Below are 14980 nucleotides of genomic sequence, written 5' to 3' on the forward strand. Positions count from 1 at the left end.
ACTCACTTTCTCGTTCTGTTCAAGCAGCGTTCACTGCGAGGGTCTTGATGCGATCCGGACGGAAGCCGGACCAGTGATCGTCACCGGCGACGACGACAGGAGCCTGCAGGTAGCCGAGAGCCATGACGTAATCACGCGCCTCCGGGTCCTGCGAGATGTCGACGACCGAGTACTCGATGCCGGCTTTGTCGAGAGCGCGGTAGGTGGCATTGCACTGAACGCAGGCGGGCTTGGTGTAAACGGTGATGCTCATGGTGTCCCTCTTTCCGTTGTCGCCATCGGGTGCACCGATGGCGACCGATGTGCTCTGCGTACGGCACCGAGAACATCTCCCGCTCAGGGCGACTTCGACCTGCTCGAACCCGCTTTCGCTGGTTCTTCGAGTTGTGGCCTCTCGGTCGGACAAACACTACACCTAGTGTCCGACATCTGACTACAACACGAGATGTTGCGAACAACATGCTTGGTATTCGCTGGTCACGGCGTTGCCGGCGGATGATCGGCGCGTCACCTCGGCGTGTCGCAGGTCACATATCGCGGGTGTCATCGGTCACTACCCGCCGTCGCACCGACAGTGACGTCCCCCTACGGCGACCGCTCCCCTTACACACGAGAACGGCCCCTCGGAACAGATCCGGGGAGCCGTTGTCGTCGTATGCGCGACCGTCAGCGTTGACGCGCCTTGAATCGCGGTTCTTTCTTGTTGATCACGAACACCACCCCATGGCGGCGGACCACCTGCGCACCGGGCTTGTTCTTGAGCGATTTCAGAGAGTTTCTCACTTTCATGAGCCCACTCTACATGAAAACGATTACCGATACCATAAAGGGATCAAGCGCTCACGAGGTCGTTCGAGGCCTTGACCAACTCGGCCACGACGTGTCCGATCTCTCCGGACACCTCGGCGTTCTCGCTCGGGTGAGCCGAGCCGAACTTGTCCATGGTGCCGCCGATGGAGAGTTGGACATCCTCGAGCACCGACCCACCGGCGATGCGAACGGCCTTGCTCGTGTCCTCGTGCGCCCATTTGGCACCGTTGCCACTGGGCGATGCGCTGATCACGACGACCGGCTTGCCGACCATGGCACCCGCACCGTAGGGACGCGAGAGCCAGTCGATGGCGTTCTTCAGCACGGCAGGAATGGTGCCGTTGTATTCGGGCGTGACCAGCAGCAGGGCCGACGCCTTCTCGGCAGCAGCCCGCAGAGCGAGCGCGGCAGCAGGCACGGAACCTTCGACGTCGATATCCTCGTTGTAGAAGGGGACATCTCCGAGTCCGTCGTAGACCACGATCTCGGCACCGGCGGGTGCCACGGTGACAGCGGTCTCGGCAATCTGCTTGTTCACCGATTCGGCGCGCAGGCTTCCGACGAGAACGAGTACGTGAGCGTCTGACATGAGATCTTCCTTCGAAAGTTCGGATGACGTGATCGTCACGTCAATTCATACCATCCAAACGGACCATGGTCCACTTATGTTCCCCGGCAGGGTAGGCTGAACCCCGTGACCGGCCCGATGCTGCCCATTGCGGGTGAGGACTCCGAACGATGCGACGCAGCACGCAACCGTCGGCTGTTGCTCGACGCCGCGGCGGATCTGGTGGCGACCATCGGAGCCGACGCCATCACCATGGACGCGGTGGCGACCAAGGCCGGAGTGGGCAAAGGCACCGTGTTCCGCCGTTTCGGCAACCGCGCTGGGCTGATGCGAGCCCTTCTCGATCACACCGAGCAGAAGTTGCAACGCTCGTTCATGTTCGGCGATCCACCACTCGGTCCAGGTGCCGATCCGATCGACCGACTCGTCGCCTTCGGCCGGGCTCGGCTCGAATTCGTCAACGTTCAGGGCGAGGTGTTGCGCGCTGCCGAGACATCGGCAGACGCGCGTTACTCCGCTCCGGCGCACATGGTCAACTTCACTCACGTCCTCTCGCTGCTCCGCGCAGCCGGTGTGGACGGGGATCTCCCACTGCTGACGCACTGGCTGCTCACACCACTCGAAGCCACTCTGGTACTACACCAGTACCGCGATCTCGGAATGCCGATGGACCGGTTGGCCGACGGCTGGGAAGACTTGGTACGCAGAGCAACTCGCCCTCGGTAGCTCGCCCGACTCAGATGTTCTCGACCGCCACGGCCGCGGTGTGCAACGCCACACCGTAGGAGCGGCCGTGCCCCGCTGCATGGACGGCGAGTGGGTGCAATTGGTGAAGTGGAATCCGCTCTCGCCACCCTGCCCGCAGCGGATGTACCGTCTCGTACCCGTCTACGACGCCATCCAGGAACGGGCACCCGAAGAGCGCCAACATCGCCAGATCGGTCTCACGGTGCCCGCCGTGCGCAGCCGGGTCGATCATCACCACGCCCGCCTCGGTCCAGAACACGTTGCCGCTCCACAGATCTCCGTGAATTCGGCTCGGCGGCTCCGCATCGTCGAAATCGCCGCTCGCAACGCGTCGGCATGCCGATTCGACGGTGGCAGCCTCGGTAGGCGTCACGTTGCCCGCGTCGACGGCGATTCGGAGAAACGGCAGTACCCGTTCGCCTGCGTAGAACTCACCCCACGCTCGGTGCACCGCATTGCTCATGGGCCGAGCCCCGATGAACAATCGGCCGGGGAACGGCGCACCGTCGGAGCCGACCGGCGGTGCCCCGAATCCGGCAGCTCCACCGTTGTGCATTCGCGCCAACACTCGACCGAATCTTCTTGCCGCAGGCAGCGTGGGACGCGCCGCGATCAGGCGCTCGAGTTCGATGTGCGTCGGCCCGTGCCCGAGGACTCGGACAACGGGCGAGCCCGCCTCGCCGAGCCAGTGGAGCCCGGTTGCCTCGGCGGCAAAGAAGTCGGGATGCGCCTGGGGGTTTCGTTTGACGAACGTATCGGAGGGTCCACTCACGAAGATCGACCCTACGCACGGCGTGTGCGCACGGCCGCAGCCCTGCCGACGTCATTAGTATGAGCTGATGGGATTCATCAACTCGGAAGTGCGCACGAGCATCACGCGTGAGCTGGCAGTGCAATCGACCATCGATCCGGTCACGGAGGTTCGCCGGAGGGTGGATTTCCTCAAGGATTACCTGTCGTCGACCCCTGCAACGGGCTTCGTGCTCGGTATCAGTGGCGGACAGGACAGCACACTCACCGGCAAGCTCGCCCAACAAGCCGTGACGGAGCTGCGAGCCGACGGCCACGAGGCCGAGTTCGTCGCCGTTCGACTCCCCTACGGCGTACAGGCCGACGAGGACGATGCGTCGATCGCGCTGCGGTTCATCGACCCCGATCGAACCGTGACGGTCAACATCAAGGCTGCTGCCGACGCGTCGGCGGCCGCCACGGCAGAAGCATTGGGCACCACCGAGGTCCGCGATTTCGTTCGGGGCAACATCAAAGCTCGCCAGCGCATGGTCGCGCAGTACGCCATCGCCGGAGAACTCGGCTACGTCGTGGTCGGTACCGACCACGCTGCCGAGGCCGTCACCGGGTTCTTCACCAAATTCGGTGACGGCGGTGTCGACCTGACTCCGCTCACAGGCCTGAGCAAGCGTCAGGGTGCCGCTCTGCTCCGTGAACTCGGTGCACCGGAGAGCACGTGGCGAAAAGTCCCCACTGCAGACCTCGAGGACGATCGTCCTGCACTGCCGGACGAGGAGGCACTCGGCCTGACGTACGAGCAGATCGACGACTATCTCGAGGGCAAGGACGTGACCGACGACGTCGCCGACAAGCTGGAGAAGATGTTCATGGCGACCCGTCACAAGCGTGCGGTGCCGGTGACGCCGTTCGACGACTGGTGGAGGAGCTCCCACTGAGCCGGGCGATCGGACGCCGAGCCGAACCCGACGATCAGCCGCCCGCGAACGGCGGCAGCACGTCGACCCTGCTGCCGATCGCACGGCCCAGATCGCGCGTGAGATCGTCTCCGACGAGATAGGCCGACACTCGCAGGATCGGGTCCATCGGTGCGCCGTGCCGGGACCGGATCACCTCTCGCAGGTCTGCGAGAGTGGCTCCGACGGGCACGGTGACGTACTCCGAGTCGCACCCCGACGCGTCGACCGCTGCGGCGAAGTACCGCACTTCGACTTCGGTCGAGGTCCCCGTGTCCCCGTTCGACTGCACGTCAACCACCGATCGCTCCCATACTGCGGGTCGGCGGCACGAAACCCTCGGCGTCGATACCGTGTCCGGCCCATTTGTTCCACATCGCGCCACGCCACACGGCGGCCAACTCGTCGTCGGTAGCACCGCCCCGCAGCGCCGCGCGCAGATCGGTCTCGTCGTCGCTGAACAGGCAGGACCGAATGGTTCCTTCGGCGGTCACTCTCGTGCGGTCGCAATCCCCGCAGAACGAGCGCGTCACCGACGCGATGATTCCGACGGTGGCGTCGGTGCCGTCGACGCTCCATTCCTCCGCCGGTGCCGACGGATCGGCGCGCCCCACCTCACGCAGGTCGAACTCGGTGGACAGCTCGTCGAGCAAGGTCTGGGCGTCGATCATGTTCGCGCGAGCCCACTCGTGGTCGGCATCGAGAGGCATCTGCTCGATGAAGCGGAGGGCCACCCCCTCGTCGAGACACCAGCGCAGTAGATCGACCGCGCCGGACAGCGTGTCACGCATCAGAACTGCATTGATCTTCACCGGACCGATGCCCGCTCGCTTCGCCGCTCGGATGCCGGCCAGCACCGAGGGCAGTCGGTCGCGCCGGGTCAGCCGCGCGAAATCTTCGCGGTCGACCGAATCCAGGGACACGTTGACCCGGGTGAGCCCGGCATCGGCCAATGCCGCGGCCCGATGCTCCAGGCCCACAGCGTTGGTGGTCATCGACAGAGGAACACCTGCCGCGGCATCGGAGCACAGTCGCAGAATCTCGTCGAGGTCGCGGCGCATGAGGGGCTCGCCACCGGTGAACCGCACGTCGCGTATACCCAGCAGCCGAACGGACACCGATACCACGCGCGCGATCTCGGCCGGCGTGAGCAGGTTCGCGGCAGGAATGGCCGGAAGCCCTTCCTCCGGCATGCAGTAGGTGCACCGCAACGAGCACTTCTCGGTGATGGAGATACGCAAGTCGCGCGCGACTCGGCCGAAGCGGTCGATCAGATGGGGTACATCCGGCCGATCCGCCACGGAATTCACCTGCTCCGACCGATCGGTCGGAGCAGCACCGCCGAACACCGGAATGCCCAGCGAGGTGACACTGTCCACCGTCACCTCGTACCTCACCTTCGTCGATCTCGATCATGCCTGTCGCAGACGTGTCTACCCAGTATGCCGCAGCCCACACTCGCCGGCGTTGTCGGCGTGCTTAGGATTGGCACCCATGACTGCTGAGCACAAGCGCGCGATCACCGGACCAGCGCAGTGAGCGCCGTATCCGTCGAGGAGCACGCCGCCGCGGTCGAGACTCTTCTCGCGGCGCTGGGCACCAGAACGGCGCAGCGAATCCCCCTGGCCGAGGCCCTGGGACGAGTCTCGTTCGAGGATGTGCGGTCGCCGGTCGACCTACCGCTGTTCCGAAATTCGCAGATGGACGGCTACGCAGTCGATTCTCGTTCCGTCACCACGACCCCGGTGACGCTGGAGGTCTCGACGATCATCGCCGCAGGACCTACGGAACTGGCAGTTCTCGCTGCAGGTAGCGCGGCGAAGATCATGACCGGCGCACCCATTCCCGACGGGGCCGACACCATCGTCCCCGTCGAAGACACCACGATACCGTCGGAAGGTTCGGTGACGATCGAACGAGGCCGCGGCGCAGGCGAATTCGTTCGTGAACAGGGAAGCGACGTACGCGTCGGAACAGTTCTGGTCGAGGCCGGGCGAGTACTCGAACCCCGACACATCTCCGTTCTCGCAGCTGTCGGTTTTGCCGAGGTCGCCGTGCGTTCGCGCCCTCGCGTCGCCGTCGTGACCACCGGTGCGGAACTGGTCGATGCCGGGTCGACTCTCACTCCCGGCCAGATCTACGACTCGAACGGCATCACTCTCGCGGCGCATCTGCGGGCCAGTGGCGCGGAAGTGATTGCGGTTACGCGTAGCTCCGACGACCCGGGGCGATTTCGCGAGGTCCTCGACGAGGCAACACGATCGGCGGAACTGGTCATCACGTCCGGCGGCGTCTCGATGGGCGACTTCGAGGTGGTCAAGGACGTCCTCCGGCCGCTCGGCGGCACCTTCGGGTCGGTCCGCATGCAGCCGGGCGGGCCGCAGGGCATGACCTTGTTCGACGGTATTCCTGTGCTCAGCTTCCCCGGCAACCCCGTCAGCACAGTTGTGTCGTACATCATGTTCGCGCGCAACATAGTTCGGCGAGCAGCCGGTCTTCCACCGGTGCTTGCGAGCACAGCGATCTTGCACGAATCCATCGTGTCACCGCCGGGCCGTCGACAGCTTCTCCGTGGCCGATTGCGTGACGACGGCCGGGTACAGCTCGTGGCAGGCCCGGGCTCCCATCTGGTCGCGGCGCTGGCATGGGCCGACGTTCTGATCGACATCGACTCCGAGACAACCGAACTCGCCGAAGGATCCCACGTGGAGGTATGGCCGCTGTGACCACCGACGCCCCGCACACCCACCTGTCTCATCTCGACGATCAGGGCCGCGCTCGCATGGTCGATGTGGCACACAAGAAGGAGACCTCGCGCACGGCCGTCGCCGCCGGTGAGTTCGTCACCACTGCCGAGGTCATCGCGCTCGTGCGCGCGGACGACATGCCCAAGGCCGATGTACTCGCCACTGCGCGCATCGCGGGCATCTCGGCGGCGAAGCGGACGTCGGAGTTGATCCCGCTGTGCCATCAGCTCGCACTCTCGTCGGTGAAGATCTCGTTCGGTTTCACCGACTCGTCCATCACGGTCGAGGCCACGGCGCGCACCACCGGACGCACCGGGGTGGAGATGGAGGCCCTGACTGCGGTCGCGGTCGCCGGATTGACGCTGCACGACATGGTCAAGGCCGTCGACCCGGGTGCCACGATGAACGGCGTCCGACTGATCACCAAAGACGGTGGCAAGCATGGCTATTGGCAGCGAGACGGGGAACCGGTCACTCCCGCCACCGAGGCCGCCCCGACGCTCGACACGACGCGATCCGCAGTGGTGCTGGTGGCCTCCACCGGCGGCGCGAACGGTACTCGACCGGACACCACCGGCCCCACCATCGCGTCCTGGTTGACCGATCGAGGCTTCACCGTGCGCGGTCCGCTGGTGTACGCCGACGCCGACATAGCAGCGGGCCTGCAGGACGCGTTGCGCGGCGAACCGTCGTTGATCGTCAGCACCGGAGGCACCGGCGTATCCCCCACCGATGCGACTCCCGAGGCAACGGCAGCTCTGCTGGACATCGACATGCCGGGGATCGCCGACGCGATCCGCACCCGCGGAACGTCCGCGACGCCACACGCGGTGCTCAGCCGAGGCGTTTCGGGGCTCATCGGCCGCACGCTGACAGTCAATCTGCCGGGCTCGCCGGGGGGCGTCAAGGACGGTCTCGCGGTTCTCGATCCACTACTCGACCACGTCTTGGCCCAGATCGCCGGAGGAGGACCCCACGATGAGTGAACTCGTCGCACGAATTTCCAGTGAACCGTTGAGCACCGCCGAAGTGGAGGCAGCCGTACAGGATTCACGCCACGGTGCAGTCGTTCTGTTCAGCGGGATAGTTCGCGACCACGATGGTGGCCAGGCAGTGGAAACTCTCGAATACCGCGCCCATCCCGACGCCGAACGTTTCTTGAACCGATGCTGCTCCGAGGTCTCCGCCGAGACCGGCCTCGAGGTCGCTGCGGTACATCGCGTCGGAGACTTGCGCGTCGGAGACCTCGCGCTCGTGGCAGCCGTCGGATCGGCCCATCGCGCGGAAGCGTTCGAGGCCTGCGCGCGATTGGTCGAACGCATCAAGGCCGAGGTTCCGATCTGGAAGCGGCAGGGATTCGAGGGCGGACGCACCGAGTGGGTCGGACTGTAGGAGTTCTACCCGGCGTCCAGGTAGCGGTGGACGAGGAGCATCGACGACGCATCGCAGTGCTCGTTGGGCGCACGCACGCACGCGCGTAGTCGTTTCTCGACGGCCGCTGCATCGAGGTCGGTGCCGATCAGCACCAATGATGTCTGTTCGGCCTCACCGCGCGCCCACGACGTCGCCTCGAACCGAATGTGCCGACCAACGGTGTGCACGACGAACTTCTGCGAATAGCCCGGTACGGCGAAATGCACGACACCTTTGATGCGGTAGAGGTTTCCGGTGGGATTCTCCAGAAACTCGACCATTCGTCGCGGTTCGATGGGTTCGGTGCTGACGAACTCGGTGTGCGAGTACTGGGCATGCAGGTGATGCTCATGATCGTCGCCACTGTGGTCGTCGTCGCTGTGGTTCTCCCGTAGGAGCTCGTCGAACGACAACTGAACGGGGATCGCCGATTCGACGGAAAGGTCGTCCCGACGGTCGAACAGCAGCAGCGGATCCACTCGACCGAACGCGACAGGGACGACGGGGACGTCCCCCACGATGGACCGCACGGTGGACACGACCGCGGAGCGGCCGGACTCCGAGACCGCATCCGACTTGTTCAACACCACCAGATCTGCCAACTGCAGATGCTGGTCGATCTCGGGATGCAGTACGCGGGTCTGCGGAAATTCCACCGCGTCGACCACCCCTACGAGCCCGCCGTAGACGATGAACTCGTTCTCGCTGCCTCGGACCATTCGGATCAGATTGCGAGGTTCGGCGAGGCCACTGGCTTCCACCACGATGACATCGATCGCCGAACGGCGATGCGCGAGGGCGTCGAACATCGCGTCCATGTCGCTGATGTCCACCGCGCAACAGATGCATCCGTTGCCGAGGGAGACCATCGAGTCGACCTGTCCCGCCACGAGCATGGAGTCGACGTTGATCGCTCCGAAATCGTTGACCACGACGCCGATTCGGATCCCCGCATCGTTACGCAACAGGTGATTGAGCAGAGTCGTCTTGCCCGCGCCGAGGAAGCCCGCGACTATCACCACCGGAATTTTTCGACGCGTCACGGCGTCCGAGACTACCGGGCAGCGAGAATCTGTTTCAGCAGGCCTTGCGCGAAAGTGGACACACTGCCGACGTTCTCCGGGGTCGCGAGCCCCTTCAAACCGTCCACTCCGAACGTCTCGATGTACGGCGAGACGCTTTCGAGCAATCGCGAGAGCGCGCTACGGCCCTCCACAGCGGTCTTCGTTCCGGTGGTCGAGGACGTGCTGGGCGCAGCGGTGTCGGTCGTCTTCGCAGCAGGGGCGGCTGCAGTCGTCGTCGGGGCGGTCGCATTCTCCGCGGCCGGGGTGGACGGAGTCTCGGCACCGAGCAAATAGTCGATCACTCCGGTCGAAATTGCGATCGCGTGCTTCAACTGACCGTCCGAGCTCTCGAGAAGGGCCGCGTCGTCGGGGTTGGATCCGTTGCCCATTTCGACGAACACCAGAGGGACAGTGGTCAATGCCGGCCCGGCCACATCCGAGCGCTCCTGGATTCCCTCGTCCACGCCTGCGTAGTTCGCCGGGGCGAAGCCGGCCCGAACGTACGAGTCTCGCATCAGCTTCGACGCCGAACGTCCTCCTTCGGACTGGGCTGCGTCGGCCGCTGCGTTCGGAATCGGCAACGTGGGCACTATCAGATGAAATCCGTGCTTACCGGTATCGGTTGCCGTGCTCGTGGAGTCCGCGTGAATACTCACCGCGACGTCGGCTCCGGACTCGCTCGCTGCACGCGCCCTGTCGTCGACGCATCCGCCCCACCCCGAGTCGTCGGCACGGCTCGTCTTCACCGTGGCACCCAGGCTCTCCAGACTGGACCGAACGAGTTCGCTGACTTTCCAGTTGATCGTGTGTTCGGGCACGCCGTCCACGGTGGTCATTCCGGTGGTCTGGCAATCCTTCGTCCCGCCGCGTCCGTCGTCCACCTGACGCTGCAGGTTCTCCGAATGTGCCGTGCCCTGGTGACCCGGGTCGAGGAAAACCGTCTTACCCGACAACTCGCTACCGGTAGTCGACGGTGACGGGGTGGACGGGGCAGCCATGGCAGGAGCGGCGACGATCACACCCGCACCGAGCATTCCCGCGCATATCAGAGCCGCTGTTGCCGACCTGGTGATTCGTGCAGATTTCATATGCTCTCGAGCGCACCGGAGTGACTGGTGGCGCTACTCCCCTCTCGGCCCCTCGGTTGCGCTGATCGGAGCGAGTCGCCGACACCACGGGACACACACGAAACAGCAGACACTTGCGCCTCAAGTGAACCAGATGTCGTCATCGACGCGCCTCGGATGATCTTTCGTTAGTGAAATGAGTGCGTTCCGTAATCGATCCGTTGCGAACGCGTCGCCACGTCGTACATCGATACGGCGGCTCCCCCACTCGAACCACCACGAACCGACTCGGGGATGGAAAAGCGCCTACGAACCGGCCAGTCTGTCTTTGATTTCGATAAGGACCGACGTCGTATCGGGACAATGTTCTCGCATATACCTCTGCGTTTCGGCGACCGCCCGATCCGATTCCCGACAATTCTGCGAATCGCGTAACAATTCCCCGGCCCGCGTGGATAAGCACATTGTTCGGCCGTATAGTCGTCTCAGTTCGATCTGGACATCCCCGCATCATCCCCTGCACCATTGGAGAGCTTCAGCATGGCCAGAAAAGTCTATGTGCAATTGGTCGACGACATCGACGAAAAACCGATCGAATCCGGTGGCGAACACATAACCTATTCGGTCAACGGGGTCAGCTACGAAATCGACCTGAGTGACAAGAACGCCAAGGAATTTCATCGCAAGCTCGACTATTACATCGAACACTCCACCAAGGTCGGTGGAAAGCGGACGAAGAAGTCGAGTGCCTCTGCAACCGGTGCGAAGCGCGACGCCAATCAGACCAAAGCCATCCGAGAATGGGCCAAGGCGAACGGCCACAATATCTCCGCGCGAGGCAGAATTCCCGCCGAGGTCGAGCAGGCCTTCGACGCAGCCCACTAGTCACCGCTGACCTACAGCACCGAAACAAGAAAAAGCGCCGCTCTAGAGCGGCGCTTTTTCGTTTCCTGAACAGACTATCTCGGTGGAGCTAAGGGGACTCGAACCCCTGACCCCCACACTGCCAGTGTGGTGCGCTACCAGCTGCGCCATAGCCCCGAGTTACTGCGTGCGACCGCTCATGCGGTTGCTCGAACGAAGTTACACCATCGGTCGCAACAGCAACAAATCACCTGGTCCGGCCGGTACCGAGAACTCGACCACCGGCCGCACCCACGGGAGTGGATCAGTTGATCGAGGCCAGCCATTCCGAGTCACCGAGCGCGTCGACAACCTGTCCGTCGACCAGTACCCCCGGCGTCCCGCGCGCTCCCGACGCCGCCAGAGCGTCGCGTCCGGTGTTAGCGTCCGCCACCGCGGCATCTCGTTCGGTTCCGCTGGCAATGCACTCCGTTGCCAGCTCGCTCGCTCCGGAGGAACGAGCGAGCTCCGCTAGTTCCGCATCGGTTCTGTCCGAGTCCGCGCCTTCGACCGGGCGGAATTCGGAGTCGAACAACCCGCCGTGAAAAGCGGAGTAGACCCGGGCGTTCTCCGTCGCTGCCACACAGTGGGACGCCGCGACGGCACGCGTCGAATAGTCACCCGAGGCCGACGACGGATCGAGAAAATTGACCAGGTGGTAATTCACCGAGACAACGCCATCGTCGATTTTCTGAGCCAACTCCTGGCCGTGCTTCTCTTCGAGATCGCCGCAGAACGGGCACATCGGATCCTCGTAGACATCGATCACACGCTGCGCTCCCGGACGCGCCAGCTGCACCACGCCGTCACCTGGCAACGACAATTCGACCTCGGGATTCTTCACGGTTCCGTAGCCGTCGTTGCGTGGGGCGTCGCTTCCGCTCTGCCACATGATCGCAACCACGACGACTATCACCACCACCAAGAATGCGATACCGCCCAATACATAGGTCACTGTGTTGGACGTCGCCTGTGGCGTGTGTTTCGTACTCGATGTCTTCTTCTGGCTCACAGAGCGAATACTACGGATGTGCGTGTCAGGTGCGCTCGCGCTCGAGGGTGTCGGGTACGCGAGACCACCAGAGTCCGGCCACCAGAAGCAGCGCACCGGTCACGGCGAAAGCCGGGCCGAACGAGACCCGCTCCACGATCATCCCGGCCACGATCGGGCCGATCACCGCACCCACGTCGGACGCCATCTGGAAGGCAGCCAGTACGGGTCCTCCGCGCGCCTTCGAGCCGATCACGTCCGCGACCGATGCCTGCTGGGCAGGACTCATCAGGCCCGATCCGATTCCGGCGATCAACGACACCACGAGGAACAACACCGGATCGTGCACATACCCCATCACGACGGTGCCCAGGCCGCACACCGCCAACCCGGCCAGCATGAAGGGTTTGCGTCCGCGTACGTCGGACAGGCGACCGGCACTGGTGAGAACCAGAGCGTTTCCCACTGCGAACACGGTCAGAGCAATACCGACGAACACCTCGGATCGCTGCATCGCCTCGACGACGAACAACGGCACCAACGCCACCCGGACACCGAACACTGCCCAACCGTTGGCGAAATTCGACGCCAACGCGGCCCGATAAGACGGGATTCGGAGAGCAGCGAGCAGCGACATCGTCGGCGGTGCCGAGCCCTTCTCCGGTTTGACGAGCTCGGAGTTGCCGAGGGTGAAATACACGACGGCGGCAGCGATCACGAGAGCCACGGCATAGATGACGAACGGCACCCGCAGACCGAAACCGACGAGCGCGCCGCCGACGAGTGGACCACAGATGGTTCCCAACAAGAATGCGGTCGCATACAGCCCGGAGATGCGGCCCCTACTGGTCGGTGGACTGATTCTGATCAGCAGTCCGAGAGCCGACACCGAGAACATCGTCGACCCGATTCCGCCGAGTCCGCGAAACACCAGCAGCTGCCAGTACGTCTGGGCCAGAGCGCACGCGCCGGTGGACACCGCGACGATCAGCAGTCCGATCAGGTACACGGGTCGTTCGCCGAGCCGCTGAACCAGAGCGCCACTGGCCGGTGCGAACAGCAACCGCATGAGAGCGAAAGCACTGATCACTGCCGACGCGGCCGTATATCCGACACCGAATTCTCGGGCGAACTGTGGCAGGGCAGGCGCAACGATGCCGAATCCGAGGGCGATGACGAACGCCGCCGATACCAGTACCCAGATCTCCGGTGGGAGTTTGCTTCCGGGTTGGAATGCCGGCTCGGAGGCCGAGCTGTCGTGGTCGGGTTGGGTCGAGTCGGTCACGAGCTCTCGAGAGCGGACGACACCAATTCACGTGCTGCATCTTGGACCTCGGCGAGGTGCTCCTTGCCATGGAACGACTCCGCGTAGATCTTGTACACGTCCTCGGTACCGGACGGGCGCGCAGCGAACCAGGCGCTCTCCGTCGTCACTTTCAGGCCACCGAGTGCAGCTCCGTTGCCCGGAGCCTCGGTCAGCGTTGCCGTGATCGGTTCGCCTGCCAATTCGGTTGCGGTGATCTGGTCGGGCGAGAGCTTGGCGAGAACGGCCTTCTGCTCGCGCGTGGCCAGTGCGTCGACGCGGGCGTACGAGGGATCGCCGAACTTCGCGGTGAACTCCCCGTAACGCTGGGACGGCGTGGATCCGGTGACTGCGGTGATCTCCGACGCCAGCAGCGCGAGGATGATGCCGTCCTTGTCGGTGGTCCAGACGCGACCGTCGTGTCGGAGGAACGACGCCCCGGCGCTTTCTTCCCCGCCGAATCCGAGATCGCCGGCGAGTAGGCCGGGTACGAACCATTTGAATCCGACCGGCACCTCGAGCAGACGGCGGCCGAGGCCGGCCACCACGCGGTCGATCATCGACGAGCTCACGAGGGTCTTGCCCACCGCCGCCGTGGGCGACCACCCGGGCCGATGAGTGAACAGGTAGTCGATGGCAACGGCGAGGTAGTGATTGGGATTCATCAGGCCACCGTCGGGGGTGACGATGCCGTGCCGATCGGAATCGGCATCGTTGCCGGTGGAAATGTCGAATCGATCGCGTGCAGCGATGAGCGACGCCATCGCGTTCGGCGACGAGCAGTCCATCCTGATCTTGCCGTCGGTGTCGAGCGTCATGAAGCGGAACGTGCCGTCCACCAACGGATTGACGACGGTCAGATCGAGGTTGTGTCGCTCGGCGATGGCGTCCCAGTAGTCGACACTGGCTCCGCCGAGCGGATCGGCACCGATCCGAACACCGGCCGCGCGGATCGCATCGAGATCGACGACGTTCGGCAGGTCGTCCACGTAGGTGCCGAGGAAGTCGTACCGCGAGACGCTCCCCGCGAAGGCCTGCGCCAGTGTTACGCGCTTGATGCCCGAGATACCCTCGCGCAGAAGATCGTTCGCGCGGGCTGCGATGACCGACGTCGCGTCGCTGTCGGCCGGCCCGCCGTGCGGAGGGTTGTACTTGAAGCCGCCGTCCCGTGGCGGATTGTGGGACGGAGTCACCACGATGCCGTCGGCCTTCGCCGCCGGGCCCGACTCGTTGTAGCGAAGGATGGCATGACTGACGGCAGGGGTGGGCGTGTACCGGTCCCCCGAATCGACCAGTACGTCGACGTCGTTGGCGGCCAACACTTCCAGAGCCGTCGTCCAGGCCGGTTCCGACAACGCGTGGGTGTCCCGGCCGATGAACAGGGGCCCGGTGATGCCTTGCGCAGCGCGGTACTCCACGATCGCCTGCGTCGTCGCCACGATGTGGGCCTCGTTGAACGCCGAATCGAGGCTCGACCCTCGGTGTCCGGACGTACCGAAGACCACCTGCTGACTCGGGTCCGACACATCCGGAACCCGCGAGTAGTACGCCGTCACGAGTTGCGAAAGATCAACCAGATCCTCCGGCAGTGCAGTGGTTCCAGCTCTCTCGTGCGCCACGATGCGCCTCCTCGTTGTGGTCGAACCGAACTCGATCGATGAATC

17 protein-coding genes and 1 tRNA gene are annotated in these 14980 nt (G+C 64.2%); 6 read left to right on the forward strand and 12 right to left on the reverse strand.

Features of this window, described 5'->3' with window-relative positions; genetic code table 11:
- Positions 1–19: 19 nt before the first annotated feature.
- The 3 genes from BH93_RS16295 to BH93_RS16305 form a co-directional block, all read right to left on the reverse strand.
- Entirely contained in the window at positions 20–253 is a 234-nt protein-coding gene (locus BH93_RS16295; RefSeq protein WP_032376962.1) for a redoxin NrdH, read from the reverse strand.
- 413 nt (positions 254–666) lie between these two features.
- Positions 667–789, reverse strand: a complete 123-nt coding sequence (gene ykgO, locus BH93_RS16300; RefSeq protein ID WP_027496600.1) for a type B 50S ribosomal protein L36 — start codon at positions 787–789, stop codon at positions 667–669.
- A 43-nt stretch (positions 790–832) separates the two neighbouring features.
- Positions 833–1399 carry an NAD(P)H-dependent oxidoreductase gene (locus tag BH93_RS16305; RefSeq protein ID WP_032378164.1) on the reverse strand — a complete coding sequence of 189 codons (567 nt, stop codon included), beginning with the start codon at positions 1397–1399 and terminating at the stop codon, positions 833–835.
- Between the two features lie 105 nt (positions 1400–1504).
- Here BH93_RS16305 and BH93_RS16310 point away from each other — a divergent pair, with 105 nt between their 5' ends.
- On the forward strand, positions 1505–2104 hold the full coding sequence (locus tag BH93_RS16310; RefSeq protein WP_032376961.1) for a TetR/AcrR family transcriptional regulator: 600 nt from the start codon (positions 1505–1507) through the stop codon (positions 2102–2104).
- A 10-nt stretch (positions 2105–2114) separates the two neighbouring features.
- Here BH93_RS16310 and BH93_RS16315 read toward each other — a convergent pair whose 3' ends face one another.
- The gene (locus BH93_RS16315) at positions 2115–2903 is read right to left on the reverse strand and encodes a fructosamine kinase family protein (RefSeq protein WP_037174111.1); all 789 of its coding nucleotides are present in this window, start codon (positions 2901–2903) and stop codon (positions 2115–2117) included.
- A gap of 61 nt (positions 2904–2964) precedes the next feature.
- On the opposite strand from BH93_RS16315, the gene nadE reads away from it, so the two are divergent.
- Positions 2965–3810 carry an ammonia-dependent NAD(+) synthetase gene (nadE, locus tag BH93_RS16320; protein ID WP_037174112.1) on the forward strand — a complete coding sequence of 282 codons (846 nt, stop codon included), beginning with the start codon at positions 2965–2967 and terminating at the stop codon, positions 3808–3810.
- A gap of 34 nt (positions 3811–3844) precedes the next feature.
- Here the strand turns inward: nadE and BH93_RS16325 are convergent, their stop codons facing one another.
- Both BH93_RS16325 and moaA read right to left on the reverse strand, forming a co-directional pair.
- Positions 3845–4129: a MoaD/ThiS family protein gene (locus tag BH93_RS16325; protein ID WP_080739051.1), complete on the reverse strand. Its 285-nt coding sequence runs from the start codon at positions 4127–4129 to the stop codon at positions 3845–3847.
- Positions 4122–5183 (reverse strand): GTP 3',8-cyclase MoaA, encoded by a 1062-nt coding sequence (gene moaA / locus BH93_RS16330; protein ID WP_052065165.1) that lies wholly within the window; start codon positions 5181–5183, stop codon positions 4122–4124. Before moaA ends, BH93_RS16325 begins: the two co-directional genes overlap by 8 nt.
- Before the next feature lie 180 nt (positions 5184–5363).
- On the opposite strand from moaA, the gene BH93_RS16335 reads away from it, so the two are divergent.
- From BH93_RS16335 to BH93_RS16345, 3 genes are read left to right on the forward strand one after another with little or no spacing between them, the layout of a single operon-like run.
- A complete protein-coding gene (locus BH93_RS16335) occupies positions 5364–6554 on the forward strand; it encodes a molybdopterin molybdotransferase MoeA (protein WP_037174113.1) in 1191 nt (396 codons plus the stop codon).
- Complete coding sequence (gene moaCB, locus BH93_RS16340; RefSeq protein ID WP_037174114.1) at positions 6542–7561, forward strand: bifunctional molybdenum cofactor biosynthesis protein MoaC/MoaB; 1020 nt, start codon at positions 6542–6544, stop codon at positions 7559–7561. The genes BH93_RS16335 and moaCB overlap by 13 nt, the downstream gene beginning before the upstream one ends.
- Positions 7554–7967: a molybdenum cofactor biosynthesis protein MoaE gene (locus BH93_RS16345; protein WP_032376956.1), complete on the forward strand. Its 414-nt coding sequence runs from the start codon at positions 7554–7556 to the stop codon at positions 7965–7967. Before moaCB ends, BH93_RS16345 begins: the two co-directional genes overlap by 8 nt.
- 5 nt (positions 7968–7972) lie before the next feature.
- On the opposite strand, the gene BH93_RS16350 is transcribed toward BH93_RS16345, so the two are convergent.
- Positions 7973–9031, reverse strand: coding sequence for a CobW family GTP-binding protein (locus tag BH93_RS16350; RefSeq protein WP_037174119.1), 1059 nt, complete (start codon positions 9029–9031; stop codon positions 7973–7975).
- Positions 9032–9042: 11 nt separating this feature from the next.
- Positions 9043–10140 carry an N-acetylmuramoyl-L-alanine amidase gene (locus BH93_RS16355; protein WP_155290951.1) on the reverse strand — a complete coding sequence of 366 codons (1098 nt, stop codon included), beginning with the start codon at positions 10138–10140 and terminating at the stop codon, positions 9043–9045.
- Positions 10141–10659: 519 nt separating this feature from the next.
- Here BH93_RS16355 and BH93_RS16360 point away from each other — a divergent pair.
- Positions 10660–11004: a histone-like nucleoid-structuring protein Lsr2 gene (locus tag BH93_RS16360; RefSeq protein ID WP_037174447.1), complete on the forward strand. Its 345-nt coding sequence runs from the start codon at positions 10660–10662 to the stop codon at positions 11002–11004.
- A gap of 83 nt (positions 11005–11087) precedes the next feature.
- On the opposite strand, the gene BH93_RS16365 is transcribed toward BH93_RS16360, so the two are convergent.
- From BH93_RS16365 to pgm, 4 genes are all read right to left on the reverse strand, one after another.
- A tRNA-Ala gene (locus BH93_RS16365) sits at positions 11088–11160 on the reverse strand.
- A 127-nt stretch (positions 11161–11287) separates the two neighbouring features.
- Positions 11288–12034 carry a DsbA family protein gene (locus BH93_RS16370; RefSeq protein WP_032376954.1) on the reverse strand — a complete coding sequence of 249 codons (747 nt, stop codon included), beginning with the start codon at positions 12032–12034 and terminating at the stop codon, positions 11288–11290.
- Positions 12035–12059: 25 nt separating this feature from the next.
- Positions 12060–13217, reverse strand: a complete 1158-nt coding sequence (locus BH93_RS16375; protein WP_052065166.1) for an MFS transporter — start codon at positions 13215–13217, stop codon at positions 12060–12062.
- A 77-nt stretch (positions 13218–13294) separates the two neighbouring features.
- A complete protein-coding gene (pgm, locus tag BH93_RS16380) occupies positions 13295–14935 on the reverse strand; it encodes a phosphoglucomutase (alpha-D-glucose-1,6-bisphosphate-dependent) (RefSeq protein WP_037174122.1) in 1641 nt (546 codons plus the stop codon).
- Between the last annotated feature and the right edge of the window lie 45 nt (positions 14936–14980).

It is taken from the genome of Rhodococcoides fascians A25f, from assembly GCF_000760935.2.
Taxonomy (GTDB): Bacteria; Actinomycetota; Actinomycetes; order Mycobacteriales; family Mycobacteriaceae; genus Rhodococcoides.

Coding starts and splice junctions, on each gene's coding strand:
- BH93_RS16355 (WP_155290951.1), bottom strand. CDS start 10,140: ATGAAATCTGCACGAATCACCAGGTCGGCAACAGCGGCTCTGATATGC.
- BH93_RS16345 (WP_032376956.1), top strand. CDS start 7,554: ATGAGTGAACTCGTCGCACGAATTTCCAGTGAACCGTTGAGCACCGCC.
- BH93_RS16305 (WP_032378164.1), bottom strand. CDS start 1,399: ATGTCAGACGCTCACGTACTCGTTCTCGTCGGAAGCCTGCGCGCCGAA.
- BH93_RS16360 (WP_037174447.1), top strand. CDS start 10,660: ATGGCCAGAAAAGTCTATGTGCAATTGGTCGACGACATCGACGAAAAA.
- BH93_RS16295 (WP_032376962.1), bottom strand. CDS start 253: ATGAGCATCACCGTTTACACCAAGCCCGCCTGCGTTCAGTGCAATGCC.
- nadE (WP_037174112.1), top strand. CDS start 2,965: ATGGGATTCATCAACTCGGAAGTGCGCACGAGCATCACGCGTGAGCTG.
- ykgO (WP_027496600.1), bottom strand. CDS start 789: ATGAAAGTGAGAAACTCTCTGAAATCGCTCAAGAACAAGCCCGGTGCG.
- moaCB (WP_037174114.1), top strand. CDS start 6,542: ATGGCCGCTGTGACCACCGACGCCCCGCACACCCACCTGTCTCATCTC.